The 25,805-nt window shown below is 73.2% G+C and carries 22 protein-coding genes; 11 read left to right on the plus strand and 11 right to left on the minus strand.

Annotation, left to right across the window (positions count from 1 at the left end):
• Positions 1 to 36 precede the first annotated feature (36 nt).
• Both Asera_RS27725 and Asera_RS27730 read right to left on the minus strand, forming a co-directional pair.
• Positions 37 to 399, minus strand: a complete 363-nt coding sequence (locus Asera_RS27725; RefSeq protein WP_051801502.1) for a VOC family protein — start codon at positions 397 to 399, stop codon at positions 37 to 39.
• Positions 396 to 1,496 carry a glycosyltransferase gene (locus tag Asera_RS27730; RefSeq protein WP_051801500.1) on the minus strand — a complete coding sequence of 367 codons (1,101 nt, stop codon included), beginning with the start codon at positions 1,494 to 1,496 and terminating at the stop codon, positions 396 to 398. The genes Asera_RS27725 and Asera_RS27730 overlap by 4 nt, the downstream gene beginning before the upstream one ends.
• A gap of 48 nt (positions 1,497 to 1,544) precedes the next feature.
• On the opposite strand from Asera_RS27730, the gene Asera_RS27735 reads away from it, so the two are divergent.
• The 4 genes from Asera_RS27735 (at position 1,545) to Asera_RS27750 (ending at position 5,323) form a co-directional block, all read left to right on the plus strand.
• Complete coding sequence (locus Asera_RS27735; RefSeq protein WP_030444243.1) at positions 1,545 to 1,937, plus strand: MerR family transcriptional regulator; 393 nt, start codon at positions 1,545 to 1,547, stop codon at positions 1,935 to 1,937.
• 189 nt (positions 1,938 to 2,126) lie between these two features.
• The gene (locus Asera_RS27740) at positions 2,127 to 3,482 is read left to right on the plus strand and encodes an extracellular solute-binding protein (protein ID WP_030444242.1); all 1,356 of its coding nucleotides are present in this window, start codon (positions 2,127 to 2,129) and stop codon (positions 3,480 to 3,482) included.
• Positions 3,483 to 3,507: 25 nt separating this feature from the next.
• Complete coding sequence (locus Asera_RS27745; RefSeq protein WP_035295089.1) at positions 3,508 to 4,440, plus strand: carbohydrate ABC transporter permease; 933 nt, start codon at positions 3,508 to 3,510, stop codon at positions 4,438 to 4,440.
• A 1-nt stretch (position 4,441) separates the two neighbouring features.
• Positions 4,442 to 5,323: a carbohydrate ABC transporter permease gene (locus Asera_RS27750; RefSeq protein WP_030444240.1), complete on the plus strand. Its 882-nt coding sequence runs from the start codon at positions 4,442 to 4,444 to the stop codon at positions 5,321 to 5,323.
• A 47-nt stretch (positions 5,324 to 5,370) separates the two neighbouring features.
• Here Asera_RS27750 and Asera_RS27755 read toward each other — a convergent pair whose 3' ends face one another.
• The gene (locus Asera_RS27755) at positions 5,371 to 7,164 is read right to left on the minus strand and encodes a glycoside hydrolase family 2 protein (RefSeq protein ID WP_030444239.1); all 1,794 of its coding nucleotides are present in this window, start codon (positions 7,162 to 7,164) and stop codon (positions 5,371 to 5,373) included.
• A 135-nt stretch (positions 7,165 to 7,299) separates the two neighbouring features.
• Between Asera_RS27755 and Asera_RS27760 the strand changes: the two genes are divergently transcribed.
• Positions 7,300 to 8,310 carry a LacI family DNA-binding transcriptional regulator gene (locus Asera_RS27760; protein ID WP_030444238.1) on the plus strand — a complete coding sequence of 337 codons (1,011 nt, stop codon included), beginning with the start codon at positions 7,300 to 7,302 and terminating at the stop codon, positions 8,308 to 8,310.
• 18 nt (positions 8,311 to 8,328) lie between these two features.
• Here Asera_RS27760 and Asera_RS27765 read toward each other — a convergent pair whose 3' ends face one another.
• Together Asera_RS27765 and Asera_RS27770 are read right to left on the minus strand one after the other, a co-directional pair.
• The gene (locus Asera_RS27765; RefSeq protein WP_084130901.1) at positions 8,329 to 9,534 is read right to left on the minus strand and encodes an APC family permease; all 1,206 of its coding nucleotides are present in this window, start codon (positions 9,532 to 9,534) and stop codon (positions 8,329 to 8,331) included.
• Between the two features lie 238 nt (positions 9,535 to 9,772).
• A complete protein-coding gene (locus Asera_RS27770) occupies positions 9,773 to 11,863 on the minus strand; it encodes an MMPL family transporter (protein ID WP_030444236.1) in 2,091 nt (696 codons plus the stop codon).
• Between the two features lie 197 nt (positions 11,864 to 12,060).
• Between Asera_RS27770 and Asera_RS27775 the strand changes: the two genes are divergently transcribed.
• Genes Asera_RS27775 through Asera_RS27785 form a run of 3 tightly spaced genes read left to right on the plus strand, consistent with a single transcriptional unit; the run spans position 12,061 to position 17,148 of the window.
• Positions 12,061 to 15,168: a putative bifunctional diguanylate cyclase/phosphodiesterase gene (locus Asera_RS27775; RefSeq protein ID WP_030444235.1), complete on the plus strand. Its 3,108-nt coding sequence runs from the start codon at positions 12,061 to 12,063 to the stop codon at positions 15,166 to 15,168.
• Positions 15,169 to 15,196: 28 nt separating this feature from the next.
• Positions 15,197 to 16,414: an aminotransferase class I/II-fold pyridoxal phosphate-dependent enzyme gene (locus Asera_RS27780; protein WP_030444234.1), complete on the plus strand. Its 1,218-nt coding sequence runs from the start codon at positions 15,197 to 15,199 to the stop codon at positions 16,412 to 16,414.
• On the plus strand, positions 16,411 to 17,148 hold the full coding sequence (locus tag Asera_RS27785; protein ID WP_030444233.1) for a methyltransferase: 738 nt from the start codon (positions 16,411 to 16,413) through the stop codon (positions 17,146 to 17,148). The genes Asera_RS27780 and Asera_RS27785 overlap by 4 nt, the downstream gene beginning before the upstream one ends.
• 164 nt (positions 17,149 to 17,312) lie before the next feature.
• Here the strand turns inward: Asera_RS27785 and Asera_RS27790 are convergent, their stop codons facing one another.
• Positions 17,313 to 18,203 (minus strand): alpha/beta fold hydrolase, encoded by an 891-nt coding sequence (locus tag Asera_RS27790; protein ID WP_030444232.1) that lies wholly within the window; start codon positions 18,201 to 18,203, stop codon positions 17,313 to 17,315.
• Between the two features lie 91 nt (positions 18,204 to 18,294).
• Here Asera_RS27790 and Asera_RS27795 point away from each other — a divergent pair, with 91 nt between their 5' ends.
• A complete protein-coding gene (locus Asera_RS27795; RefSeq protein ID WP_051801495.1) occupies positions 18,295 to 18,780 on the plus strand; it encodes a MarR family winged helix-turn-helix transcriptional regulator in 486 nt (161 codons plus the stop codon).
• Positions 18,781 to 18,858: 78 nt separating this feature from the next.
• Here Asera_RS27795 and Asera_RS27800 read toward each other — a convergent pair whose 3' ends face one another.
• The 3 genes from Asera_RS27800 to Asera_RS27810 form a co-directional block, all read right to left on the minus strand.
• A complete protein-coding gene (locus tag Asera_RS27800) occupies positions 18,859 to 19,905 on the minus strand; it encodes a zinc-dependent alcohol dehydrogenase family protein (RefSeq protein WP_030444230.1) in 1,047 nt (348 codons plus the stop codon).
• A gap of 70 nt (positions 19,906 to 19,975) precedes the next feature.
• Positions 19,976 to 20,875 carry an amidohydrolase family protein gene (locus Asera_RS27805; protein WP_030444229.1) on the minus strand — a complete coding sequence of 300 codons (900 nt, stop codon included), beginning with the start codon at positions 20,873 to 20,875 and terminating at the stop codon, positions 19,976 to 19,978.
• 100 nt (positions 20,876 to 20,975) lie between these two features.
• Complete coding sequence (locus Asera_RS27810; protein WP_030444228.1) at positions 20,976 to 21,869, minus strand: universal stress protein; 894 nt, start codon at positions 21,867 to 21,869, stop codon at positions 20,976 to 20,978.
• Between the two features lie 273 nt (positions 21,870 to 22,142).
• On the opposite strand from Asera_RS27810, the gene Asera_RS27815 reads away from it, so the two are divergent.
• Complete coding sequence (locus tag Asera_RS27815) at positions 22,143 to 22,706, plus strand: VOC family protein (RefSeq protein WP_030444227.1); 564 nt, start codon at positions 22,143 to 22,145, stop codon at positions 22,704 to 22,706.
• A gap of 243 nt (positions 22,707 to 22,949) precedes the next feature.
• Positions 22,950 to 24,119, plus strand: a complete 1,170-nt coding sequence (locus Asera_RS27820) for an Acg family FMN-binding oxidoreductase (RefSeq protein WP_157034594.1) — start codon at positions 22,950 to 22,952, stop codon at positions 24,117 to 24,119.
• Positions 24,120 to 24,145: 26 nt separating this feature from the next.
• Here Asera_RS27820 and Asera_RS27825 read toward each other — a convergent pair whose 3' ends face one another.
• Both Asera_RS27825 and Asera_RS27830 read right to left on the minus strand, forming a co-directional pair.
• Positions 24,146 to 24,820, minus strand: a complete 675-nt coding sequence (locus Asera_RS27825) for an MFS transporter (protein ID WP_211255445.1) — start codon at positions 24,818 to 24,820, stop codon at positions 24,146 to 24,148.
• A 2-nt stretch (positions 24,821 to 24,822) separates the two neighbouring features.
• Positions 24,823 to 25,620, minus strand: a complete 798-nt coding sequence (locus Asera_RS27830) for an MFS transporter (RefSeq protein ID WP_211255444.1) — start codon at positions 25,618 to 25,620, stop codon at positions 24,823 to 24,825.
• Positions 25,621 to 25,805 lie beyond the last annotated feature (185 nt).

Below are 25,805 nucleotides of genomic sequence, written 5' to 3' on the forward strand. Positions count from 1 at the left end.
GCCACGCCGCCGCCGGCACGTACGAAGCGAGGTCGGTCAGGAACGGCAGAGGCAGAACTCGTTGCCCTCCGGGTCCTGCCACACCTGCCAGAGGTCCTCGTGCAGCGGGCCGACCGGGCTCGCACCGAGCCGGGCGGCGCGGGCGCTCGCGCGCTCGAGGTCGTCCGCGACCAGATCGAGATGGATCCGGTTCTTCACCGTCCTGCGCTCCGGCACCAGCTGGAGCGCGAGGTCGGGGCCGAGGCTGACCCACTCGGGTTCGCGCCGGGTCACCGGCCGGCCCAGCAGCGCACTCCAGAAACCGGTCAGCAGGTCCAGGTCGTTCGCGTCGATCACGACACCGCCGATCCGCACCCGGCTCTCGTCGGCCGGTACCGGCCGGGTCTGGTCCTCGCTCATCCGTCGGCTCCGTTCCGGCTCGTCGCGGCGGCCGCACCGACCACCGCCGCGACCGCCCGGTCGGGATCCTCGGCGGCGATCGCGGTGGCGAGGCGCCGGGCCGCGGTGGCGTACGCCGGCTCGGCCAGCCCCCGGCGTACCGCCCGCGCCAGCTCGGCCGTCCCCGCGTCGGCGGGCAGCACGATCCCGGCGCCATGGTACGAGACCCGGGCGGCCACGTCGTGCTGGTCGCGGCCCATCGGCAGGCACACCAGCGGTACGCCGGCCCGCAGTGCGGCGAGTACGGTGCCGTGCCCGGCGTGCGTGATCACCAGTGCCGCTCGATCGAGCACCGCCGCGTGCGGCACGTACCGTTCCACGATCACGTTGTCCGGCGGGTTGAGCCGGGCGGGGTCGACCGCCGGGCCGACCGTGACCAACCCGCGTACGGGCAGCCGCCCGAGCACCGCGACCAGCCGCCGCAACAGCTCCAGCTGGTTCTGTTCCTCGGTGCTCAGGCTCGCGAGCACCAGCGGACGGTCGCCCGCCGGTGCGCGCCAGGCGTCGCCGGTGGCGTCGGCGAGTTGCGGGCCGACGTACTCGACGTGCGCCGGCGGGTGCACGCTGGGCAGTTCGAACGCCCGGCTGGTGAGCACCAGTACCCGGTCGGCGGTGAGGATCTGGTCGGTCACCGAGTCGACGGCGGGCAGCCGCACCGTGCGCCGCGCCGCATTGATCTCGGCCAGTACCGTCGCCCAGCGCGGTTGCGCGGCGAGCGCGGACCCGGCAAGCCGGTCGGCGAGGTACACGGTGGGCATCAGGGCCGCGGACCGCACGCCGGCGACCGTCGCCGCGAGCAGGGCGCCGTACAACAGGCAGTCCGCGACGACGACGTCGACTGCGGCGAGCAGCTCGCGCCGGTCGAGCAGTGCCGTGCACAGCGGAGCCGGCGCAAGCTCGGTGAGCGGGTGGAACGGCAGGCCGGAGGCCAGCGGGGCGATGCTCGGCGGGCCGGCCACCCGGACCCGGTGGCCGTGCGCGACCAGCCGGCGGGCCAGCCGCAGCTCGGCCGGGGCGGTGCCACCGCCGTCTCGTACCACGAACAGTGCGTCGGTCATGGAGGCTAGGCTGGCACTTGAATCGCGGTTCAAGTCAACGGGAGCGCCATGACCGAGTTGCTCGACATCGCCGAGGTGGCGCGCCGCAGCGGGGTGAGCGCCTCGGCGCTGCGCTTCTACGAGCGCAAGGGGCTGCTCGAGGCGGACGCGCGGCACGGGCTGCGCCGGGCGTACCGGCCGGAGGTGCTGGCCCGGCTGGCGCGCATCCGGGCCGCGCAGACGGCGGGGTTCACGCTGCGCCAGATCGCCGAGATCCTCGCCGACCGGCCCGCGGACGCGGCGCTGCGCCGGCTGCTGCGCGACCAGGCGACCACGATCGACGCGCAGATCGAGCGGCTGACCGAGATCCGGGACGGCCTGCGGCACGCGACGACCTGCCGGCACCAGCCGCTGAGCACCTGCCCACACTTCCTCGCCGCCGGCACCGACGCGCACCGCTGAGCCCACACTTCCCTCGCCGCGGGCACCGACGCGCACCGCGCGGCAGCGCCGGCCGTACCGGCTCGGCACGGTCTGCGACCGTCGGCGCCGCCGATGTCCGGTCGGTACCGCAACGAGCGACCGCATGGTCTTTACAGGAAATGTACAACGATGTAAAAACAGGGTCACCCGCTCCGGCTGGAGGCCGCCATGACCGAGTCGTACCCGAAGGGCACCTCCCGGCGCGCCGCACTCGGCGCACTCGGGCTGGCCGGAGTCGGCGCGTTGACCGCCGGTTGCGGCAGCCCGATCGCGGCCGGGATCGCCGGCACCGGGCCGGATGCCACCTCGCTGACCTACTGGAACCTGTTCACCGGCGGCGACGGCATCAACATGGTCGCGATGACGGACAGGTTCCGGGCCAGGCACCACAACGTGCACGTCGACGCGGTCACCCTGGCCTGGGGCACGCCGTACTACACGAAGCTCGCGCTCGCGGTCATCGGCGACCGGCCGCCGGACGTGGCGATCACCCACCTGTCCCGGCTGCCCACGCTCGCCGAGGGCAACCTGGTCGAGCCGCTGCGGCCGGCCGATCTGACCGCGCACGGGCTGACCGGCGACCGGTTCACCGCGGCCGCCTGGCGCAAGGGGCAGGTCGGCGGCGCGCAGTACGCGGTCCCGCTGGACACCCACCCGTTCGTGATGTTCTACCGCACCGACGTGTGCGCCAAGGCCGGGCTGCTGGACGGATCGGGGAAGCTGAAGCCGATCGAGGGCACCGACGGGTTGGTCGCGGCGCTGTCCGCGTGCGCCAAGGTGACCGGCGGGTACGGCGGGGTGGTCAACGTCAACGCCGACCCGGCGACCTGCTGGCGCTGGTTCGACACGCTGTACGGGCAGCTCGGCGGCCAGGTGCTCGCCGACAACGGAACCCGCATCGTGCTCGACGAGGCGAAGGCGGAGAAGGCACTGTCGTTCGCCCGGGAACTCACCGTGCAGCGCAAGCTGATGCCGTCCAACATCGACGGTTCCGGGGTCACCCAGCTGTTCGCCTCCGGCAAGGTGGGCCTGCTGTTCGACGGCGAGTGGCAGATCCCGACGTACCAGGGTGCCAAGACGCCGTTCTCGGTGGCGCCGGTGCCGAACCTGTTCGGCGGCACGTACCACTGCTTCGCCGACTCGCACGCGCTGATCCTGCCTCGCAACGGGCGTCGCGACGCGCGGCGCCGGGACGCGAGCCTCACCCTGGTGCGCGGGCTGCTCGACAACAGCCTGATCTGGGCCAAGGGCGGGCACATCCCGGCGTTCCGCGAGATCCAGGACTCGGCCACGTTCCGCAGGATGGAGCCGCAGTCGCAGTACGTGCCGGCGGCGAAGGCGGCGATCTACGACCCGGCCGGCTGGTACTCCGGCGCCGGCTCCGACTTCGAGAACATCATGGGATTCGCGGTGTCGGCCGTCGAGGCGGGGCAGCTGCATCCGGCCGCGGCGATCGCGCAACTGCGCCGGAAGCTGGCCGACTACGCGAGCAGGCCGGCCCCGGTGGGAGGGACGAACTCGTGAGTACTCCGACGAAGGAGGAGCCGTCGTGACTGCCACCGTTGCGGCGCCGGCGGGAGCGTTGCCCGGCGTCAAGGACGAACCGCGCGCCGCCGGCGTGATCGGTCAGACCCGCGCCGGCTGGGGGCTGCTGACCCCGTTCCTGGTGCTGTACCTGGCGTTCCTGATCGGCCCGGCGGTCTACGGGCTGCTGATGAGCTTCTTCGACGGCAGTTCGGTGCGGCCCGGGCTCGGCCCGTTCGCCGGGCTGGACAACTACACCGAGGCACTGACCAGCGCAGACTTCTGGTCCTCGATGTGGCATACGGTGTTGTTCACGATCCTCACCACGCCGCCGCTGGTCATCGTTGCGCTGCTGCTCGCGATGCTCACCGACCGGATCCGGCGCGGCAAGTGGTTCTTCCGGCTGGTGTTCTTCGCCCCGTACGTGATGCCGGTGACCTGCGTCGGTCTGGTGTTCACCTGGATGTACGTGCCGCAGACGGGGCTGTTCGCGACCTGGCTCGGCGCGCTGGGGCTGCCGGCGCCGGCCTGGCTCGCCGACCCGAACTGGGCGATGATCGCGATCGCGCTGATGACCGTGTGGTGGACGATCGGATTCAACTTCGTGCTCTACCTGGCCGGGTTGCAGGACATCCCGCGCGAACTGTACGAGGCGTCGGCGGTGGACGGCGCCGGCCCCGGCGCACAGTGGTGGCGGATCACCGTACCGCTGCTGTCGCGGACCACGGTGCTCGTCACGATGCTGCAGATCATCGCCTCGCTGAAGGTGTTCGACCAGATCTACCTGCTGACCGCGGGCGGGCCGAACTACTCGACCCGGCCGGTGATCGAGTACATCTACGACGTCGGGTTCACCGACTTCCGCACCGGCTACGGCGCCGCCGCCTCGATGCTGTACTTCGTCGTGATCCTCGCGGTGTCCGCAGTCTGGTTCGCGATCAGCCGCAGGAGGGCCTGAGATGGCGACGCTGACCGTACCCGAGGCCCCGACCCGCAGCACGCCGGCCCAGGCACCGGTGGACCCCCGGCACCGCGCGTTCACCGTGCTGTGCGTGGTGGTACTGGTGGTCCTCGCGGCGCTGTGGCTGGTGCCGATGCTGTGGGCGGTGGACACCTCGATCCGCCCGGAGAGCGAGATCACCGCCTCGCCCGCGACCTGGTGGACCAGCCACCCGAGCCTGGACGCCTACCGGCAGGTGCTGTCGGCCGGCCGGATGCCCGTGTGGTACCTGAACAGCTTCCTCGTCGCGCTGCTGACCGCGGTGTTCGCGGTCGTCGTGTGCTCCATGGCCGGCTTCGCGGTGGCGCGGGTGCGCTTCCGTGGCCGGCGGATCGTCACCGGGCTGGTGCTCGCGGGTCTGCTGATCCCGCCGCAGACGCTGATCATGCCGCAGTTCCAGGAGTTCGCCGGGCTGCACCTGCTCAACACGTACTGGGCGCTGATCCTGCCATCGGTGCCGACCTCGGTCGCGGTGTTCGTGTTCGCGTCGTTCTTCTCCGGGCTGCCCGGCGAGCTGGCCGAGTCGGCCCGCATCGACGGCGCCGGCTGGTTCCGGGTGTACTCGCGGATCTTCCTGCCGCTGTGCAAGCCGGCGGCGTCGGCGGTGTTCATCTTCACGTTCGTGTGGAGCTGGAACAACTTCCTGTGGCCGCTGCTGACGATGACCTCGGCCGACGTCATGACGATCCCGGTCGGCCTCAACGTCGTGCAGGACTCCTACGGCATCCGGTACGCGCAGGTGATGGCCTCCGCGGTGCTCGGCGCGCTGCCGCTGTTCGCGGTGTTCCTGGTCTTCCAGCGCCGCATCGTGGAGGGCATCGCCAACACCGGCATCAAGTAGTCCCGTCGCGCCGCGGGGAGGTCGTCGCCTCCCCGCGGCGCCGCGGGTCAGGACGGGGTTTCGCTGGCCGCCGGCCGCTGCTGGGCCGCCTGGAGGCGGGCCATGTCCACGCCGGGCTTGACGCTGCGGTCGAAACGGTAGACGCCGTTCTGCTCCTGGAACACGTCGGTCAGCTGGGTGTAGCAGTAGCCGAACATCCGCGGGTCGGCCAGCAGCGCGCCGACCAGCCCCTCGAACCGCTGGTGGAATTCCTCCACAGTGGACGGGCGTTCGCCGTAGCCCCAGGAGTACTCGTCCTCGCCGGCGTCCGGGTTCCACCAGATGCCGCCGAACTCGCTGACGAAGTACGGCTGCCCCGCGTACGGCAGCGACCACGAGCCGGCCCGCTCGCCGGGGTTGGTGTACGGGAAGCCGTCGACCACCTCCGCGCTGAACGTCGCCGGGTCCTGCGTGTAGTTGTGCGAGTCGTACACGTCGGCCGCGGCGACCCGGTGCGAGTAGCCGGACGCGTCCAGCACCGGCCGGCTCGGATCGGCGAGCTTGGTCGCAAGGTACATCGCCCGGGTCACGTCGTCGAGCACCGTGATCCGGTCCGTACGCCGTTGCCAGGTTTCGTTGAGCGGGCACCAGCCGACGATCGACGGGTGCGAGTGGTCGCGCTCCAGCGCCTCCAGCCACTGCGCGACGTAGCTCGCATCCGGCCGCTGGTTGTCCCCGTCCGGGCCGTACCCGTTGCAGCCCCAGTCGCCGAACTCGCCCCACACCAGGTAGCCGAGCCGGTCGGCATGGTAGAGGAACCGCTCCTCGAACACCTTCTGGTGCAGCCGCGCGCCGTTGAACCCGGCCGCCATCGACAGTTCGATGTCGCGTACCAGAGCCGCGTCGTCCGGCGCGGTGAGGATGCCGTCGGCGTAGTAGCCCTGGTCGAGCACCAGCCGCTGGAAGACCGGTGCACCGTTGATCCGTACCGCGGTGCCGTCGATGGAGACCGACCGCAGGCCGGCGTAGCTGTCCGCGGCATCGACGACCGCGCCGTCGGCATCCACCAGCTCCAGCCGCAGCTGGTACAGGTGCGGGTCGCCCGGCCGCCACACCCGGCGGCGCTCCGCGGGTACGGACAGCCGCAGCCGGGGCGCGAGATCGAGGTCGGCGGCGGTGTCCGCGGTCGCGACCGTCCCATCGGCGTCGGCCAGCGTGGCCCGCACCCGGTACCCGGTCCGGTTCGCCGACAGTGGCAGCACCACGTCGAACGCCGAGCCGGCCAGATCCGGCGTGATGCGCGGCCGGCGCAGGTGTACCTGCGGTACCGGCTCCAGCCACACGGTCTGCCAGATGCCCGTGGTGCGGGTGTAGTCGCAGTCGTGGTTGGCGTACCGGGTGGACTGCTTGCCGCGCGCCTGCGGCCCGGTGCGCGGATCGCGCGCCCGGACCACGATCGTCGCGGTCTGGCCCGGCGTCGCCACGTCGGTCAGGTCGACGGTGAAGCCGGTGAACCCGCCGCGGTGCCGGCCGACCTCGGTGCCGTCGACCCAGACCGTGGCGTCCTGGTCGACCGCGCCGAAGTGCAGCAGGGTGCGGCGGCCGGCCCAGGCGGCCGGCAGCTCGACGTCCCGGCGGTACCAGACGGCGGTCAGGAAGTCGGTGTCGCCGATGCCGGACAGGCTCGACTCCGGGCAGAACGGCACGGTGATCTCGCCAGCCAGCTCGCGGCCGACCAGCCCGCGCTCCAGGCCGCTGTCGCCGCGGTCGGCCTCGAACTGCCATCGTCCGTTGAGGTTGAGCCAGTCCGCCCGGACGAACTGGGGCCGCGGATGCTCCGGGCGCGGTACGGGGTGTGGCACGGTGGTGCTCTCCTCGGCTGGTGTGCGGCAGGTCCGCGCAGTCTATTGCATCGTTGTAAAACCACCAGTCGATTGGACCTGTGACGAGCGGGATACGCTGCGGGGCAGCGCGGACCGGCCGGCGGCGGGGGTGAGATGGGGAGCAACCTGAAGGACGTGGCGGCGCTCGCCGGCGTCTCGGTCAAGACCGTGTCCAACGTCGTCAACGGGTACGTGCACGTATCCGCCGCGACCCGCGAACGCGTCCAGCGCGCCATCGACGAGCTCGGCTACCGGCCCAACGCCACGGCGCGCAGCCTGCGCTCCGGGCGCAGCGGCGTGCTGGCGCTCGCCGTACCGGAGCTCGGCGTGCCCTACTTCGCCGAGCTCGCCAGCCTGGTGGTGGACGCCGCCGCGGCCCACGGGTACACGGTGCTGATCGACCAGACCGCCGGCGCCAAGGACCGGGAACTGGTCGTACTGGGCGGTATCCGGCACCACCTGGTCGACGGGGTGCTGTTCAGCCCGCTCGCGCTCGGCGTCGCCGACCTGCGCCGCCGTACCGACTCGACCCCGATGGTGCTGCTCGGCGAGCGCGGGCTGCGCGGCCCGACCGACCATGTCGGCATCGACAACATCCGGGCCGCCCGCGAGGCCACCCGCCACCTGGCCGAACGCGGCTGCCGGCGGATCGCGGCGATCGGCGTGCAGTCGGTCGGTACCGGCGCCACCGCCCGGCAGCGCTATGCCGGCTACCGCAAGGGACTCGACGACGCCGGGCTGGACCTCGACCCGGCGCTGGTGCTGCCGGCGCCCCGGTTCCACCGCGCCGAGGGGTACGCGGCGATGGCCAGCCTGCTGGAGCTGCCCGATCCGCCGGACGGCGTGTTCTGCTTCAACGACCTGCTGGCCCTCGGCGCGCTGCGCTGCCTGCACACCCGCGGCGTCCCGGTACCCGAGCAGGTCGCGCTGATCGGGTTCGACGACGCCGAGGAGAGCTCCTACGCGACGCCGTCGCTGTCCACCATCGCGCCGGACAAGGCCGCCATCGCCACGACCGCGGTCGAGCTGCTGCTGTCCCGGATCCGCGCCGGCGAACCGCCGGAGGCACCGCGCCGGGTCACCGCCGGCTACACCCTGATCGCCCGCGAGTCCTCCGCCCGCTGACGCTCCCCGGCCGGGCGGTCAGGCGCCGGTGCCCGCGCGGCGGCGCAGGATCAGGAAGCGGCCGGCCAGACCGACCGTGAACAGCAGCACGCCGGCCAGTACCGACGGACAGGGCAGCGTGACCACCAGCGTCAGGCAGCCGACCAGGCCGAGCACCTGCAACGCCCGTGGCCAGCGCCGGTCGGTCGCCGGTTGGGTGAACGCCGACGCGTTCGCGACGCCGTAGTAGACCAGCACCCCGAACGACGAGAAGCCGATCACGCCGCGCAGGTCGGCGCCGAGTACCAGCAGCGACACCACCACCGCGAGGGCCAGCTCGGCGTGATGCGGCACCCGGTACCGCGGGTGCACCGCGTCGAGCCACCGGGGCAGGTCGCCGTTGCGGGCCATGGCGAGGCTGGTACGCCCGATGCCGGCGATCAGCGCCAGCAGCGCGCCCAGGCTCGCCAGCGCGGCGCCGACCCGGACCACCGGGGACAGCCCACCGGCGCCGGCGTCCGTGACCGCCTCGGCGAGCGGCGCGACCGCGGCGGCGAGGCGGTCCGGCCCGGCGGCGAGCAGCGCCGCCACGCCGACCACCGCGTACACCACCACGACGATGCCCAGCGCGGTCGGGATCGCGCGCGGGATGGTTCGCTGCGGGTCGCGCACCTCCTCGCCCAGCGTGGCGATCCGGGCGTACCCGGCGAACGCGAAGAACAGCAGCCCGGCCGACTGCAGGATCCCGTACGGCCCGCCCGAGGTCACCGCCGACCAGCCGCCCAGGTGCGCGGCCGACGCGCCACCACCCACGCCGACCCCGACCACCAGCACGGCCAGCGCCACGAGCGTCGCCGCCACCAGGATCCGGGTCAGCAGCGCGGTCTTCGTCACGCCGCGGTAGTTGACCGCGGCCAGCGCCAGCACCGCCACGACCGCGACCAGCCGTTGCACCAGGGCGTGCCCGGGGATGGCATAGGCGGCGAAGGTGAGCGCCATCGCCGCGCAGGAGGCGGTCTTGCCGACCACGAACCCCCAGCCGGCGGTGAAGCCGAACCAGTCGCCGAGCCGTTCCCGGCCGTACACGTAGGTGCCGCCGGAGGTCGGGTAGACGGCGGCCAGCTGCGCCGAGGAGGTGGCGTTGCAGTAGGCGATCAGCGCGGCGATCGCGAGCCCCACCAGCAACCCGGTACCGGCGGCGCGGGCGGCCGGGCCGAACGCGGCGAACACGCCGGCACCGATCATCGAGCCGAGCCCGATGACCACCGCGTCGCCGGTGCCCAGCCGGCGAGCCAACCGTGGGGGCGGATCCGTCGCGTCCGTGCCGACATCGTACGGCCTCGCAGCCTCGGGAGACACCGCCCGACAGTTGATCAAGGGATCGCGGCACAACGCAGCAGGAGCCCGCGCACCGGTCCCTTGATCAACGCGGCCGGCCCTTGATCAACGCGGCCGGGCCTTGGTCAATGCGGCTGGACCTTGGTCAACCGGCCGGGTTGGGGCGGCGGGACAGCCGGCTGGGCCACCAGCTGGCCCGGCCGAGATCCAGGATCGCCGCCGGCACCAGGACCGAGCGCACCACGATGGTGTCGAGCAGGACGCCGAACGCGACCAGGAACGCCACCTGCACCAGGAACAGGATCGGCAACACCGCGAGCGCCGCGAAGGTCGCCGCGAGCACGACGCCGGCGGAGGTGATGACGCCGCCGGTGGCGCGCAGCGCGTGCAGCGTGCCGTCCCGGGTGCCGAGCCGTACCGACTCCTCCCGGACCCGGCTCATCAGGAAGATGTTGTAGTCGACCCCGAGCGCAACCAGGAACACGAACGCGAACAGCGGTACCGACGGGTCCGCGCCGGGGAAGTCGAGCAGGTGGTTGAACACCAGCGCCGCCACCCCGAGCGTGGCGGCGAACGACAGCACCACGCTCGCGATCAGCACCAGCGGCGCCACCACCGCCCGCAGCAGCAGGATCAGCACCACCAGCACGACCGCGAGCACCAGCGGGATGACCACCGCACGGTCGTGCTCGGAGGTGGCGTTGGTGTCCGCCTGGATCGCCGTGAACCCGCCGACCTTGGCGTCGGCACCCGGTACCGACGCGAGCCGGTCCCGCAGCCGGTGCACGGTGTCGATCGCGGCGGCCGAGTCGGGCGCGTCGGCGAGCGTCGCCTCGACCAGTACCCGGCCGTCGACGACCTTCGCCGGGCCCGCGCCGGGCCGCCCGCCGGCGCCGACGACGGCCACCGAGGACGGCGAGACGCCGCGCACCGCGCGGGTCGCCGCGACCACCCGGTCGGCGGCGCCGGCCCGGGCGGTGATCTGGGTCGGGTTGCCTGCGCCGGCCGGAAAGTGCTCGGCGAGCACCTGCTGCCCGGTCACCGAGTCCTCGGTGTGCAGGAACACGTCGGTCTGCTTGGTACCGCTGGCCTGCAGTTGCGGTACGAACACCACCGCCACGATCAGCAGCACCCCGCCGACCACCAGCCAGCAGCGCCGCGGGTACCGGCCGACGAACCGGGCGATGCGGCCCCACAGCCCCGGGCGGCCCGGGGCGCGGGACGCGCCGTACCGCGGGGCGAACGGCCAGAACGCGGCCCGGCCGAGCAGCAGCAGGCACGCCGGCAGGAAGGTGAGCGCCGCGAGCAGCGAGGCGCCGATGCCGATCGCCGCCACCGGTCCGACGTCATGGGTGGACTTCAGGTTGGTGACGAGCAGGCAGAGCACGCCGAGGATCACCGTGCCGCCGCTCGCCGCGATCGGCTCCAGGGCCGCCCGGTACGCGGTGGTGAGGGCGCGGCGCCGGTCCGCGTGCCGGTGCAACTCTTCCCGGAACCGGGCGACGAGCAACAGTCCGTAGTCGGTACAGGCACCGATGACGAGGATGAAGAGGATGCCCTGGCTCATCCCGCTCAGCTTCAGGACGTCGTGCTTGGCGAGCTGGTAGATCACCCCGCCGGCGGCGGCCAGGGCGAGCGTGGCGGTGGCCAGGACGACGACCGGCAGCAGCGGCGAGCGGTAGACCACGATCAGGATCAGGAACACCAGTGCGCCGGTGACCAGCAGCAGCCGTCCGTCGATGCCGGCGAACGCGGCGCCCAGGTCGGCCGAGAGCCCGGCCGGCCCGGTCACGTGCGCGGTGAGGCCGGCACGGTCCCGGGCGGCGTGCCGGATGGTGTCCACCGCCCCGGCCACGTCGCCGGCCGAGTCGAGCGGCACGACCAGTTCCGCCGCCCGGCGGTCCTCGCTGAACCGCGGGCCGACGACCGGGCCACGCAGGCCAGGCAGCCGACCCAGCGACTTCGCGTCGGCGGCGACGACGCCACGCTGCGCGACGGTCAGCGGTGCGTCCGCGGAGTACACCACGATGGCCGGCACCACACCGGGCTCGGTGAACCGGGAGACCTGCTGCGCGACCTCGGTCGACTCCGACGAGGTGGGCAGGAACGCCGAGTTGTCGTTGGTCTGCACGTCCGCGAGCTTGCCGAGACTCGCGCCCTGCGGACCAGCGCCGACCAGCCAGAGCAGCACGATGAGGGCGGGCACCACCCACCACAACAGTCGCCGGGCCGACATCGCCGGATCACCTCACTTCTACGCCGTGTCGACGATCTTGACACATCCCCACCATCGCGCGTGCCCGGACGCCGATGGGTGGCGCGGTGTCTCACCCAGCAGGCGGGATAACGTTCCGTGGTGGGTGTCGGGCGTATCGTGGTCTTTCACCGGTGCCGCTCGCCGTGGTACCGGTAGTTGGCGTCGGGGGGTAGCGCATGGCCGCACGGCCGGAGCTGACCTGGCGGCTGGCCGCCGGGTACTCGGCGTGGATCGCGGTGCTCGCCGCCGGATACTTCACCCGACCCGACTGGCACCTGGTCACCTGGGCACTGATCAGCCTCACCTGCGTGGCCGGCATCATCGCCGGCATCGTGCTGTACCGGCCGTCGCGGATCTGGCCGTGGGTGCTGCTCGCCGCCGCCAACCTGGCCTACGGCTCCGGCGACACCACCTACAACGTGCTCACCACCTACTTCGGCGCGACCAACCCGTTCCCGTCGGTCGCCGATGCGCTCTACCTCGCCACGTATCCGCTGTTCGCGATCGGTCTCGCCGGTTTCAGCCGGTACCGCACCAGGCGTGATCCCGGCGCGGTCATCGACGCGCTGATCGTCACCGGGGCGGTCGCCCTGCTGTCCTGGGTGTTCCTGATCCGGCCGATGCGCGCCGAGGACGACCCGCTCAGCCGCATCGTCGGCATGGCGTACCCGCTGGGCGACGTGCTCATGCTGCTGATGCTGGCCCGGCTGGTGTTCTCCCCGGACGGCATCCGCAACCCGTCGGTGCGGCTGCTGGCCGTCGGCACCGCCGGCATCTTCGCCTCCGACGTCGTGTACGGCCTGCTGCAGCTCAACGGGAGCTGGTCGGTCGGCAGCGGCGTCGACGTCGGCTGGCTGGTGTTCTACTGGGCCTGGGGGCTCGCCGCCCTGTGGCCGTCCATGCGGGGGCTGACCAACCCGTTGCCGCACAAACCCGCGAACCTGCTCCCGCTGTACCGGCTGATCCTGATCAGCGCCGCGGCGCTGATCCCACCGGTGCTGCTGCTCACCGAGGTGATCATCCACGACCAGTCGTTCATCCGGGCCGGCATCGTCGCGACGATCATCCTGTTCACGCTGGTCATCCTGCGGTTGGCCGGGGTGGTCCGGACCCACCGGCGGGCGGTGGAACGCGAGCGCGCGCTGCGCGCGTCGGCCGCCGACCTGGTCGGCGCGCTGGACCTCGGTCAGATCCGGGACCGGATGCAGCAGGCGGTCGGCCGGTTGGTCGGCGAGGGCGTCCCGCACCGGACGCTCGCCGCAGTCGGCCGCGACGATCTGATGGTGGAGGTCACCGACGACCCCGCACCGCTGACCTGGCCTCGCGGCAGCATCACGGCGACCCACCTGGTGCGGCTCGGCAAGATCCCCACGACCATCACGCCGGTTGCCGAGCTACCGGATCCGCTGGCCGAACGGTTCCGCGGCTCCGGCAGCGTGCTGATCTGCGCGCTCGCCGCGAAACGGGTGTCCGCAACCCAGCCCGGCGGCGTGCTGATGGTCGGCGCCGAGAAGGTCGCGCTCGGGGCGAGCCAGGACGCGCTGGAGACGCTCGCCGCGCAGATCGCGCTCGCGGTCGGCCGGGTCGACCTCGCCGAGGAGGTCGGCCGGCGCAAGAGCGAGGCGTACTTCCGGACCCTGGTGCACAACTCGTTCGACGTCATCCTGATCGTGGACGAGGGCGACATCGTGCGGTACGCGAGCCCCTCGGCGGCGGCGATGTTCGGCGAGCCACCGCAGCCCGGCCAGCTGCTGCCGGAACTGGTCGAGGAAACCGACCGGGGCCGGGTGATCGCCTCGTTGGGCCGGATGCGCGCGTACGACTCCGCCGAGGGGCACGAGGAGTGGCGGCTGTCGGCGGACAGCGACGGCGAGGTGTTCTGGGAGGTCCGCTACGCCAACCTGAGGTCCGACCAGACGGTGAAGGGACTGGTACTGACGCTGCGCGACGTCACCGCGCGCCGCCGGCTGGAGGCCGAGCTGCGGCACCGGGCGTTCCACGACCCGCTGACCGGTCTGGCGAACCGGCCGCTGTTCGCCGACCGGGTGGCGCACGCGCTCGCCCGCTCCCGGCGTACCGGCAAGCTCGCCGCGGTGGTGTTCGTCGACCTGGACGACTTCAAGATCGTCAACGACACGCTGGGGCACTCGGCCGGTGACGGGCTGCTCGTGGCGGTGGCCAACCGGCTGGCCGGCTCGGTCCGCAGCGCCGACACCGCGGCCCGGCTGGGCGGCGACGAGTTCGCCCTGCTGCTGGAGGACGTCGACTCGATGGCGGACCTGGAACGCATCGCCGCCGGGCTCACCGACACGCTGGCGATGCCGTACACGCTGACCGACGGGACCACCCGGGCCACCGCGAGCGTCGGGATCGCCACCTCCGCCGAGTCCGACGACGTGGACGAGATGCTGCGGCACGCCGACCTCGCGGTGTACGCGGCGAAGGCCGCCGGCCGCCGCCAGTGGTGCCGGTTCCAGCCGGAGCTGCACACCGGGATGCTGGAGAGCCGGGCGCTGTCCGCGCAGCTGGAGGAAGCCGTGCGCAGCGACGAGTTCCGGCTGCACTACCAGCCGATCGTGGAGCTCGCCGACGACCGGATCGTGGCGATGGAGGCGCTCGCCCGCTGGCCCACCCGGCGGCACGGCGTGGTGCTGCCGGAACGGTTCATCACCCTGGCCGAGGAGACCGGACACATCGTGCAGCTCGGCGCCTGGGTGTTGCAGCGCGCCACCGCCGACCTGGCCGCCTGGCGCCGCAGCGGCGACTGGCCGACCCCACCGTACGTGAGCGTCAACGTCTCGGCCCGGCAGCTGCACGACGGCGGGTTCGTCGCCGGGGTGCGCGCGGCGCTGGAGTCCGCGCAGCTGCCCGGCGAGGCGCTGGTACTGGAGCTGACCGAGAGCGTGCTGATGGGCCGGCACGACCAGGTCGAGGCCGACCTGCGCGCGTTGAAGGACCTCGGAGTGCGGCTGGCCATCGACGACTTCGGCACCGGGTACTCCTCGCTGAGCTACCTGCGCGAACTGCCCATCGACGTGATCAAGATCGACAAGTCGTTCGTCCGCGGGATCGCCCGCAACCAACAGGATCTGCGACTGCTGGAGGGCATCATCCGGATCACCGACACGTTCGGGGTGCAGCTGATCGCCGAGGGCATCGAGACCGCGCAGCAGCGCGACCTGCTCATCGAGATCGGCTGCGGGTTCGGCCAGGGATACCTGTTCTCCAAGCCGGTCGCACCGGGCGAGGCGGAGCGGCTGCTCGTCGCCTCCAACGACCGATGACCGACCGACCCCCAGGAAGGACACCGCCATGGCCCTCCCCTCGACCCGCTGGCCAGACCTGGCCGAACTGCAGCGATCCCACCCGATGTGCGACGCGGTGATCGACGAGATCGACGGGCGCCGGATCCGGATCGGCGACGACTGGCTGATCGACTTCGCCTCCTGCAACTACCTCGGCTTCGACCTGGAGCCGGAGATCCGGGCCGCGATCGAACCGGCGGTGCGCCGCTGGGGCACCCACCCGAGCTGGTCCCGGCTGCTCGGCAGCCCGCGCCTGTACGTCGACGTCGAGGACCGGCTCACCGAACTGCTGGGTGCCCCGGACGTGCTCGCGCTGCCCACGATCACGCTCATCCACGACGCCGTGGTACCGGCGCTCGCGGCCGGCGGCACCGTGTTCGTCGAGGCGCGCGGGCACCGCTCGCTCTACGACGCGGCGAAGGCGGCGACCACCACCGGCGCCACCCTGCGCCGGTTCCGGGCCGAGGATCTGGCCGGGCTGCGCGCCGCGCTGGCCGAATCGGCCGCGCCGCGACTGGTCTGCCTCGACGGCGTCAACAGCATGACCGGCAACCTGCCCGACCTGGCGGACATCGCCGCGGTCTGCGCGCAGTACGACGCCACCTGCTACGTCGACGACGCGCACGGGTTCGGCGTGATCGGCGAGCGGCGGCCGGGCGAGAGCAGCCCGTACGGGATGCGCGGCAACAGCGTGCTGCGCCACCTGGACGTCGGCTACGACCACATGGTCCTCGTCGGCGGCTGCTCGAAGGCGTACTCGTCGCTGCTGGCGTTCCTCGCGCTGCCGACACCGCTCAAGCAGCACCTGAAGATCGCCGCCGCCCCCTACCTGTACTCCGGGCCCTCTCCCACCGCGTCGCTGGCGACCGTACTCGCCGGGTTGGACGTCAACGAGCGGCGCGGCGACGCGCTGCGCGCCGACCTGTACCGGCGCACCGCCCGGGTGCTCGACACGGTGCGCACGCTCGGGTTGGTCACGCCGAACCGCAGCGGGCTGCCGGTCATCGAGCTGCCGATCGGCGCCGCCGGGATCGCCGAGGTCGGCCAGTTCCTGTACGACCGCGGCATCTACGTCACGCTCGCGCCCTATCCCCTGGTACCGCGGGACGAGGTCGGCGTCCGCATCCAGGTCACCGCGGCGAACACCGACGCCGAGATCGACGCGCTCAACACGGTGCTGATCGAGCTGGCGGACCGTTTCGAGCTGCCGCGGGAGCAGGTGTGACGGCGCAGCCGCGGCGCAACGCCGACGCGGACTGGGACGCGTGGCCGGTCGAGCAGTACCTGGCCGAGAACTACCGGATCCTGCATCCCAGCGACGCGGCGGTGATCGCCGCGCACTCGACGCTGTACCAACGGATCGAGCCCGGCTCGCTGCACCGCACCGTGGAGCTCGGCGCCGGGCCCAACCTGTACCCGCTGCTGCTCGCCGCGGCGGCCAGCCGGCACATCGACGCGGTCGAGCCGGGCGCCGCCGGCGTGGCGTACCTGCGCCGCGCGCTGACCGACGGGCCGGAGCCGAGCTGGCAGCCGTTCTACGCCGAGTGCCGGCGGCTCAACCCGGCGCTGCCGGCGACCATGCGGCAGGCGCTGTCGGCGGTGCAGGTGCACCGGGCGCCGCTGACCGCCCCGCCGGCGGCGCCGTACGACCTCGCGTCGATGCACTTCGTCGCGGAGAGCGTGACCGCCGAGGAGGACGAGTTCCGGTCGCTGTGCGCCAGCTACGTCGCCGCGGTACGGCCGGGTGGGTACCTGGTGGCGGCGTTCATGGCGGGGATGCCGACGTACCGGCTGGGCGACGGATCGGTCTGGCCGGGGCTGCCGGTGTCCGCCGAGCTGCTGCGCGAGGTGTTCGAGCCGCTGGTCGAGGATCTGGAGATCGTCGCCATCGGCCGCGACAGCACGCTGCCGGCCTACGGTGACGACGGCATGCTCGTCCTGCACGCCCGCCGCCGCTAGGACGTGTCTGCACAGCCAGCCACCCGGCTGCGCCGGGCCCGTTCGCCCGCTCGCCGCGTTGTCGGCACGGGCGGGCGGAGCCATGAAGACACGGCCTAGGGTCTGTTTCGGAGCCCCCGGCCGAGCGAGGCTCCGAAACAGACCCCCAACCGCGCGGTGTCCGGTCAGGCCGGCGCCGGGCCGTCGATCGTGCGGTAGAAGGTGCGGAGGACGTCGGCGAGCCGCTCGGGGGCTTCCATCGCCACGTAGTGGCCGATGCCGTCGATCGTGGCGGTACTGGTGTTCTCGCTGACCTGTCGCATCGTCGCCTGCGTGAACGCGGCCGACCGGCCGCCGACGGCGAGTACCGGCGTGGTGAGCTTGCGGCCGGCGAGCTCGCGGATCTCCGCGCCCTCGCGCAGCATCGACCGGTAGAGTCCGGACGCGCCGTCGAAGGCGCCCGTCCGCGTGTAGGCGCGGGCGAGCTCGTCGATGTCCTGCTCGGTGAACGCATCGGGGGTCGCGCAGAGCGAGGGCACCGCGTAGTCGGCGAGGAACGTACGCTCCCGGCCGGCGAGCAGCATCGCCGGGATGCCGGGGGCGGCGAGGACGCCGATGTGCCAGGCACCGCCGTGGGTGACGTCGGCGAGCCGCTCGACGCCGTACCCGGGCAGCCCGGTCTCGATCGCCGCGTAGCTTGCCACCAGGTCGGGGCGGGTGGCGGCGAGCCGGAACGTGGGCGACCCGCTGATGTCCTGGCCCGTCAGGTGGACCGGGCCGAGGTCGAGCCCGGCGATCAGCGCGCCCAGGTCCTCGGCCGCGGTCGCGCTGTCGTACCGGCCGGTCGCGATCGCGGAGTCGCCGAAACCGCGCAGGTCGGGCGCGAACACCCGGTGGTGCGCGCTGAGCAGCGGGATCAGTTTGTGGAAGACCCACCAGGTTTCCGGGAAGCCGTGGACCAGGACGACGGGAGGTCCGGCGTTACCCGCCGAGACGTAGTGCAGCTCGGTGCCGTTGAGGCGGACGCGGTGGTGCACGACGCCCGGAACGGTCGCGCCACGGGGCGAGTGGTTCATGGCTTGCCTCCGACTGATCGACAACCAGGTTGTCAATATATCGATAGACAACCCGGTTGTCTACCAGCTCGGGGCTCGTAGGATGTGTTCCATGGCACGGTCACCAGGCGCCGAGCTGGCGCTCCTGCTGCTCGGCGGCTTCCAGTCGATGGTCGACGAGGTGCACGCCGAGCTGGCGAACCGCGGGCACGAAGGCGTCCGGGCATCCCACGAGTTCGCCCTCCGCGCCATCGACGAGGGGGCCGACACCGCCACCGAACTCGGCCGCAGCCTGGCCGTGTCCAAGCAGGCGGCCGCCAAGGTGATCGCCGCACTCGAACGGCTCGGATACGTGGAACGGGAGGCCGACCCGAACGACGCGCGCCGCAAACGACTGCGCGTCACCACCCGCGGGCACGACATGATGACCCTCGGCGCGGCCCTGTTCACCGAGGTACGCGACCGCTGGGCGGCGCAGATCGGCGCCGCGCGGCTCGACGAGTTCCAGGCCCACCTGGCCCGGCTCACCCGGAACCGGCCCGCCAGCCCGGACGGCCCCGCACCGCTCCCACCGGAGCTCGGCGACCCGCTCCCCTGACCGGACTCCCGCGGTACCGGTTACCAGGCCCCGCGGTACCCGGGCCCGGCGGTGCCGGATGTTGCGTCGCGGCGATGGTCAGTTCGGGATGATGGCGACCTTGCCGCGGTCGCCGGCGTCGGCGAGGCGGTATGCGGTGCCGGCGTCGGCGAGGGCGAACCGGTCGGTGACCACGATCTCGGGGTGCAGCTGCCAGCGCGCCAGCAGTCCCAGCAGTTCGGCCATCCGGTGCGTGCTGGTGACCCAGGAACCGTGCACGGTCAGCTGCCGGTGCAGCAGCAGCGGGCTCGCCTCGACGTCGAACCGGGCGCCCTCGCCGAGCAGCACGACCCGGCCGCGGCGAGCGGTGCCGCGCACCGCGAGGCTGCGGCCGGCGGTGGCGCCGGAGCAGTCCACCGCCACCTCGCAGCCCGCTCCCCCGGTCAGCTCGGCGATCGCGTCGTCGGCCTCGTCGACGGTCACCGCGTGATCGATCGCGCCGAGCTCCAGCGCCGCGGCGAGCCGGCGTTCGCTCACGTCCACGCCGATCCGCAGCGGCGCGCCGAGCCTGCCGCCGAGCAGCCCGACGGCCTGGCCGACCGGGCCGAGCCCGACCACCAGCAGCCGGTCGGCACCCGAGACCGCGGCGCGGCACAGCCCCTCGTACGCGGTGCCGAAGCCGCACGCCACGCAGGCACCGTCCACCATGGACAGTTCCGGCGGCAGCGGCAGGCAGTCGCGCGCCTGCGCGAGCAGGAACTCCGCGTGCCCGCCGTCACGCTGCCAGCCGTATGCGGCGCGCTCCGGCGAGGTGCAGCTGATCTGGTAGCCGAGCCGGCAGTCGGCGCACCGCCCGCACCCGCTGATGTGGTAGACCACCACCCGGTCGTCCACCGCCAGCCCGCGCACCTGCGGCCCGACCTCGACCACCGTGCCGGCCGGCTCGTGCCCGGCGATCACGTCCTGGTACGCCTCCGGGCCGGCGCCGAGGTGTTCCCGGTAGATGGCGCGCAGGTCGCTGCCGCAGATCGTGGAGGCGCCCACCCGCAGCAGCACCTGCCCCGGTCCGGGCACCGGGACCGGCACCGATGCGAGGCGCACCGCGCTCCCGCCCGGCAGGTACACCCCGGTCATCGTCTCGCCCATGCGCCCTCCCGATCGCCGATCCTTGGACCGACCCTAGGGTCTGGACCGGCCGCCGGCGGTGTGCAAGTGCTCACCCGTCGGCGGCGTCGGCGAGCAGCCGGGCGGCGTTGTCGTGCAGTACCGCGCGCAGCCATTCCGGGCCGAGGCCGAGCCGGTGCAGCACTGCGAGCTGGTGCGCGTACGGGTACGGGATGTTCGGGAAGTCGGAGCCGAGCACGATCCGGTCGGCGAGCGCGCCGAGCACCGGCACCAGCTCCGGCGGGAACGGCGACACCCGCTCGGTGAAGTCGGTGAACGCCATCGTCGTGTCCAGGTACACGTGCTCGTATCGCCGGGCCAGGTCGAGGAAGTCCGCGTAGTCCGGCATGCCCAGGTGCGCCACCACCAGCCGCAGGCCCGGGTGGCGGGCCAGCACCTCGGTGATCGGCCCGACGCCGGTGAAGGCGCCCTCCTGCGGGCCCCGGCCGCAGTGACACACCACCGGTACCCGGTGTGCGGCGAGCAGCGCCCAGACGCCGTCGAGCAGGGGGTCGCGCGGATCGTACCCGCCGACCTGCAGGTGCGACTTGACCACCACGGCACCGCGGCGCAGCGCGTCGGTCAGGTAGTCCACCGCGTCCGGCTCGGGGAAGAACGTCGCCGACGGCAGGCAGTCCGGCGTCACGGCGGCGAAGTCCAACGCCCAGTCGTTGAGCCAGCGCGCCATCCCGGGTTTGTGCGGGTAGACCAGCGCCGGGAACCGCAGCACGCCCAGCGACCGCAGGTGCGCGAGCCGCGCCGGCTGGGCCCAGCGGTACGTGATCGGCCACGCCACCCCGAGCTGCTGCTCGGCGCCGTCGAAGTAGCGCCACACCTTGTGCAGCACCCGGTCGGGCAGGAAGTGCACGTGCAGGTCGATCGCACCGGGCAGGCCGAGCGCGCGCAGGTAGCCCGGCACCGCCTCGTCGTCGTCCGGCGGCAACATCGGCATCGCCCGATCGTACGAGCCGGCCCGCCCGGGTCTCGCCGCCGGCCGCCCCGTACCGGCCGGCGGCCGGGTGGCGGCCGGCGGCACCGTGCCGGCCGGCAGGTCAGCGGGAGCGGAGCACGGCGACCGGGCACGGCGCCCGGTGCAGCAGCGAGCGGCTGGTCGAGCCGAGTACCAGGCCGGCGAAGCCGCCGCGGCCGCGCGAACCGACCGCGAGCAGCCAGGCGTCGGCGCTGCGCTGCAGCAGCTCCGGCACCGGGGTGCCGTGCACCAGCACCGGCTCGACCGGCACGTCCGGGTACCGCTCCCGCCAGCCGGCGAGCGACTCCGAGAGCATCCGCCGCTCCTCCTCGGCCACCTCGTCGAGGTTGTAGTACAGCGGGACGCGATCGTGCGGGCGGTCGGAGCCGGGCGCCATCCAGGCGTGCACCGCGACCAGCCGGGCCCGCCGCCAGGACGCCTCGGCGAACGCGAACTCGATCGCCGCCTCCGAGAGCGCCGAACCGTCCACCCCGACCACGACCGATCGGTCGGCGTCGGACGGCGGTACGTTCTCGGTCGCCGGGACGACGACCACCGGCCCGCGGGCGTGCGCGGCGACCTGGGCGCTGACCGAGCCGAGCAGCAGCCCGGACAGCCCGCCGAGGCCGCGCTGACCGACCACGGTCAGCGCCGCGTCGCCGGAGCGCTCCACCAGTACCCGGGCCGGCGACGCCTCCACGAAGTCGCCGTCGATCGTGATGTCCGGGTACTCCTCGCGCAGCCGGTCGACCTCGGCGCCGAGCTGCCGGCGCGCCTCGTCCCGGATCGCCTCGGTGTCGGGCAGCTCCCCGCGCGCCTGCACCGTGTACGCCTGGGCGGGCCAGCGGAACGCGGCCACCAGCCGCAGCGGATGCCGGCGCAGCGTCGCCGCGTCGGCGGCCCACCGGGCGGCGGCGAGGCTCGCTGGCGAGCCGTCGACCCCGACCAGGATCGGCGGGTTCGCGGTGCCGCTCATGTCGCCTCCCTACCAACCGTCGGTCTCTTCGTTCGTCGAGGCTGTCGAGCGCCGTGTGCACCGGTCCGCGACGGACCGGATGACGGGGGTGGGTACCCGTGATCGTACCGGCGCGGCTGCCTCCGGACCCGGTCCTCGCCGTGACGACACCGACCGATCGGGCGTTGCACCTCACCCGTTCGGCCGAGCGCGGCACGCTGCGGTACCCCCGATACTTGCCCAGGCAAAAATGAGAGGGGATTCAGGCCGGTGACAGCTTTGGGCGCTACGTGGATGGTTCCGGCCTTCGGAGCCGTCGCCGGCGCCTATCTGCTCGTCATCACCACCTGGGTGATCTGGCGGCTGGTGGTCGACCGCCGCCGTGGCGGCATGGTCGACCCGGCGGACCCGGACGATCCCCGGGTCTGGTTTCGCACCGGTACGGTGCGCTGGCTGCCGGAATCGGCGGACGGGCCGACACCACCCGCCGGCTCGCAGCTCGGGATGTCCCTGACGCTGTGGCGCGACGTGCTCGGGTTCGACGTGACCGCGGCGAGCGGCCCGGCCGGCAGCACCGGTACGGGAGGGCCGCCGTCACTGCACGTCGTGCTCAGCGCGGGTGGTCGGCGCATCGAGCTCGCGCCGGGCACGCGCGGCCGGTACCGCGCGTTCGACGTCAAGGGCATGCGGCTGGCGTTGACGGTGGACGACCTCGACGCGGTGCTCGCCGCCGCGGACGATGCCGGCTGGCACCGGACAGACCCGCCGGTACCGGGTGAATTCGGTGCGGCCGGGCCACGGTACGGCTACCTGCACGACCCGTCCGGCACCACCATCGAGCTCATTCAGCCGGCCTGACCCGCAGCCCTGGCACGACGGTCGAGCCGTCCCGCCGCGCCGGGTCGCCGGTCCGCACCGAACGCTCGTCGCCGGCTGCCGCGAACCGTCCCGCCGCAGCCGTGCCCGGCCGCACAATGAAGCCACGGGCTCGCCGGTCCGCCCGCGAACCGGGCACCGGTACATCGAGCCGGGCGAACCGAAGACCCGCAACGACACCGCAGACCGAGCGCCAGCCGACGGCGCGGCGTGGGAGGAGTGCGGATGAGCGAGCTCCGCGACCTGTTGCGGCGGGCCGAACGCGATCTGCAGCGCGGCCCGCGCGGCGCCGAACACTCCGACCCCGCGCGGCTCTGGCGGGAACTGGTCGAGCTGCGCGAACGGGCCGCCCACGTCGACGACGACACGCGGCTGCTCGGCGCCGCCCGGCAGCTCGCCGAACGCGCCTCGGACGTGGCCACCGGCCCGCCGGTACCCACCGAGACGCTCGCCGGCACGATCGCCGCGGCGGTGCTGGCGCCGTCGATGCACAACAGCCAACCGTGGCGGTTCGCCGTCGGTACCGGGCGGGTCGAGGTACGGCTGGATCTCCAGCGGCGGCTGCCGGTCGCCGACCCCGACGACGTCGCGGCCCGGATCGCCTGCGGCGCCGCGGTACACAACCTGCGGTTGGCGTTCCCCGTGCGGCTGGGCCGGGCCGCCGAGGTGGCGCTGCTGCCCGACCCGGCCGATCCGACCCTGCTCGCGGTCGTGCGTCCGGGCGCTGCCCGACCGGCCGCACCGCGCGAGCAGGCGCTGCACGCCGCGATCGCCCGCCGGCACAGCAACCGGTACCCGTTCCGGGACGACGTGCCGGTCGAACCGACGCTGCATGCCACGCTGACCGACGCGGCCCGTACCCGGGGCTGCTGGCTGGATCTGGTGGTGGAGCCGGCGACCCGGCAGCTGCTCGGCGAGCTGGTCACCGACGCCGACCGGGTGCTGCGCGCCGACCCGGCGTACGAGCAGGAGCTGTCGGGGTGGATCCGCCGTGACGCGGGAGCCACCGACGGGATACCGGGTGGCGCCGCCGGGCCACGGCCCGAACCGGGCGACCCGCTGCCCGGGCGCGACTACGGTGGCGCGCCGCGGCGACCGGACCGCGGATTCGAACCGGCGCCGCTGGTGGCGGTGCTGGGTGGGCCGGGCGAGCATCCGGCCGATCAGCTCGCGGTCGGCGAGGCGCTGCAGGCGGTACTGCTCGCCGCCACCGACGGCGGCCTCGTCGCGTCGCTCTACTCGCAGGTGCTGGAGGTACCGGAGGCGCGGTCGCGGCTGCGCCGGATGGCCGGTCGGCTCGGCTCGCCCTACCTGGTGCTGCGGATCGGCTACCCTTCCCGGCCGACGTTCGCCACCCCGCGCCGCCCGGTCGCCGAGGTGGTCGACCTGCGCTGAGCCCGCTGCCCGGCTCGGCGCGCGGGTCACCGGTCCTCGACGACCGGGAACCGGCGCGGTGCGATCAGCACGCAGGCGACGCCGAGCACGGCGGTACCCAGCAGCGCCAGGAACACCTGGTGGCTGGCGTCGTGCACGGCGGTACGCAGGTAGCGCGCCACCGCGGAGCCGGGGTCGGCGGCGAGGATCCGGCCGATCCCGTCGACCTGGTCGGGCAGCGGTCCGAGGCCGGGTACCGGTTGGGCCAGCGCCGCGGTGAGGCTCGCGTTGCTGATCGCCGCGTACACCGCGGCGCCGATGCTCTGGCCGAGGTAGCGGCCGAACATCGTGCCGCCGGTCACCACCCCGCGCCGGCCGTAGCGCACCGTGGACTGGGTGCCGACCAGCATCGAGGTGGACATCAACCCGAAGCCACCGCCCATCACCACGGTCGCGACCACCAGCTGCCAGGCCGGCCCGCTCGCCGGTACCAGCACCAGCACGCCGGTGGCGAGCACCACCAGCAGGGTGCCGGCCAGGGCCGTGTCCCGGAACCCGATCCGCAGGTACAGCCGGTTGGACAGGCTGGACGAGATCGGCCAGGTGATGCTCATCGCGGCGAGCACGAACCCGGCCGCGGTCGGCGACAGCCCGGACACCTGCTGCGCGTAGGTGGGCAGCACGGTGTTCATCCCGATCACGATCAGCCCGAGTACGACCATGGTCAGGTTGCGCCGACGAGGGTCCGGCGGGTCCACAGCCAGCCCGGCATCACCGGCTCGGCCGCGTGCCGTTCCACCACCACCGCCACGCCGACCAGTACCGCGGCGACGCCGAACACCGCGAGGCTGGGCGCCGACAGCCACGGCCACCGGCTGCCGCCGGACAACAGGCCGACGATCAGTGCCGCGGTCGCACCGAGCACCAGCGCGGCGCCGGCGTAGTCGATCCGGTGTTTCTTCCGCTCGATGCGTTCGGTCAGGTGCCGCACCAGCATCCACAGCGCGAACCCGCCGAGCGGCAGGTTGATCAGGAAGATCCACCGCCACGACACGTACTGGCTGAACAGCCCGCCGGCGGCTGGGCCGACCAGCGCCGAGATGCCCCACACGCTCGACAGCCAGCCCTGCACCCGGCCGCGCTCGGCGATCGAGTACAGGTCGCCGGCGACGGTGGCGACCGTCGCCTGGATCGAGCCGGCACCCAGCCCCTGGATGCCGCGGAACACGATCAGCGCCAGCATGCTCGGCGCCGCAGCGCAGGCGGCCGAGGCGGCGAGGAACGTGGCCACCCCGGCGATCAGCACCGGCTTGCGGCCGTACAGGTCGGCGAGCTTGCCGTACAGCGGGATCGTCACCGTCTGCGCCAGCAGGTAGGTGGAGAACACCCAGGCGAACAGGTGCTGACCGCCCAGGTCCGCCACCACCGAGGGCAGCGCGGTCGCCACGATCGTGGTGTCCATCGCCGCCAACCCCATGGTCAGCACCAGCGCGACGAGCACCCGGGCCCGACGGTCGGCCATCAGCCTCCTTCGTCCGCGGCGGCGGCGTCACCGCCACCCACGAACCTATCGGCTCACGGTCGACCGCCCGCCCCACCCCTCCGCCGGCAGCTCGACAGGGCGCGATCGAGGCCGGCGCGCCGCAGCCCCATCACGCCCGCCAGCGGGCCCGCGGCCGAAGCCGACGGCGGTAGCGGGTCCGGCGG

Origin of the sequence: Actinocatenispora sera (assembly GCF_018324685.1) — a bacterium.
In the GTDB taxonomy this organism is placed as follows: Bacteria; Actinomycetota; Actinomycetes; order Mycobacteriales; family Micromonosporaceae; genus Actinocatenispora; species Actinocatenispora sera.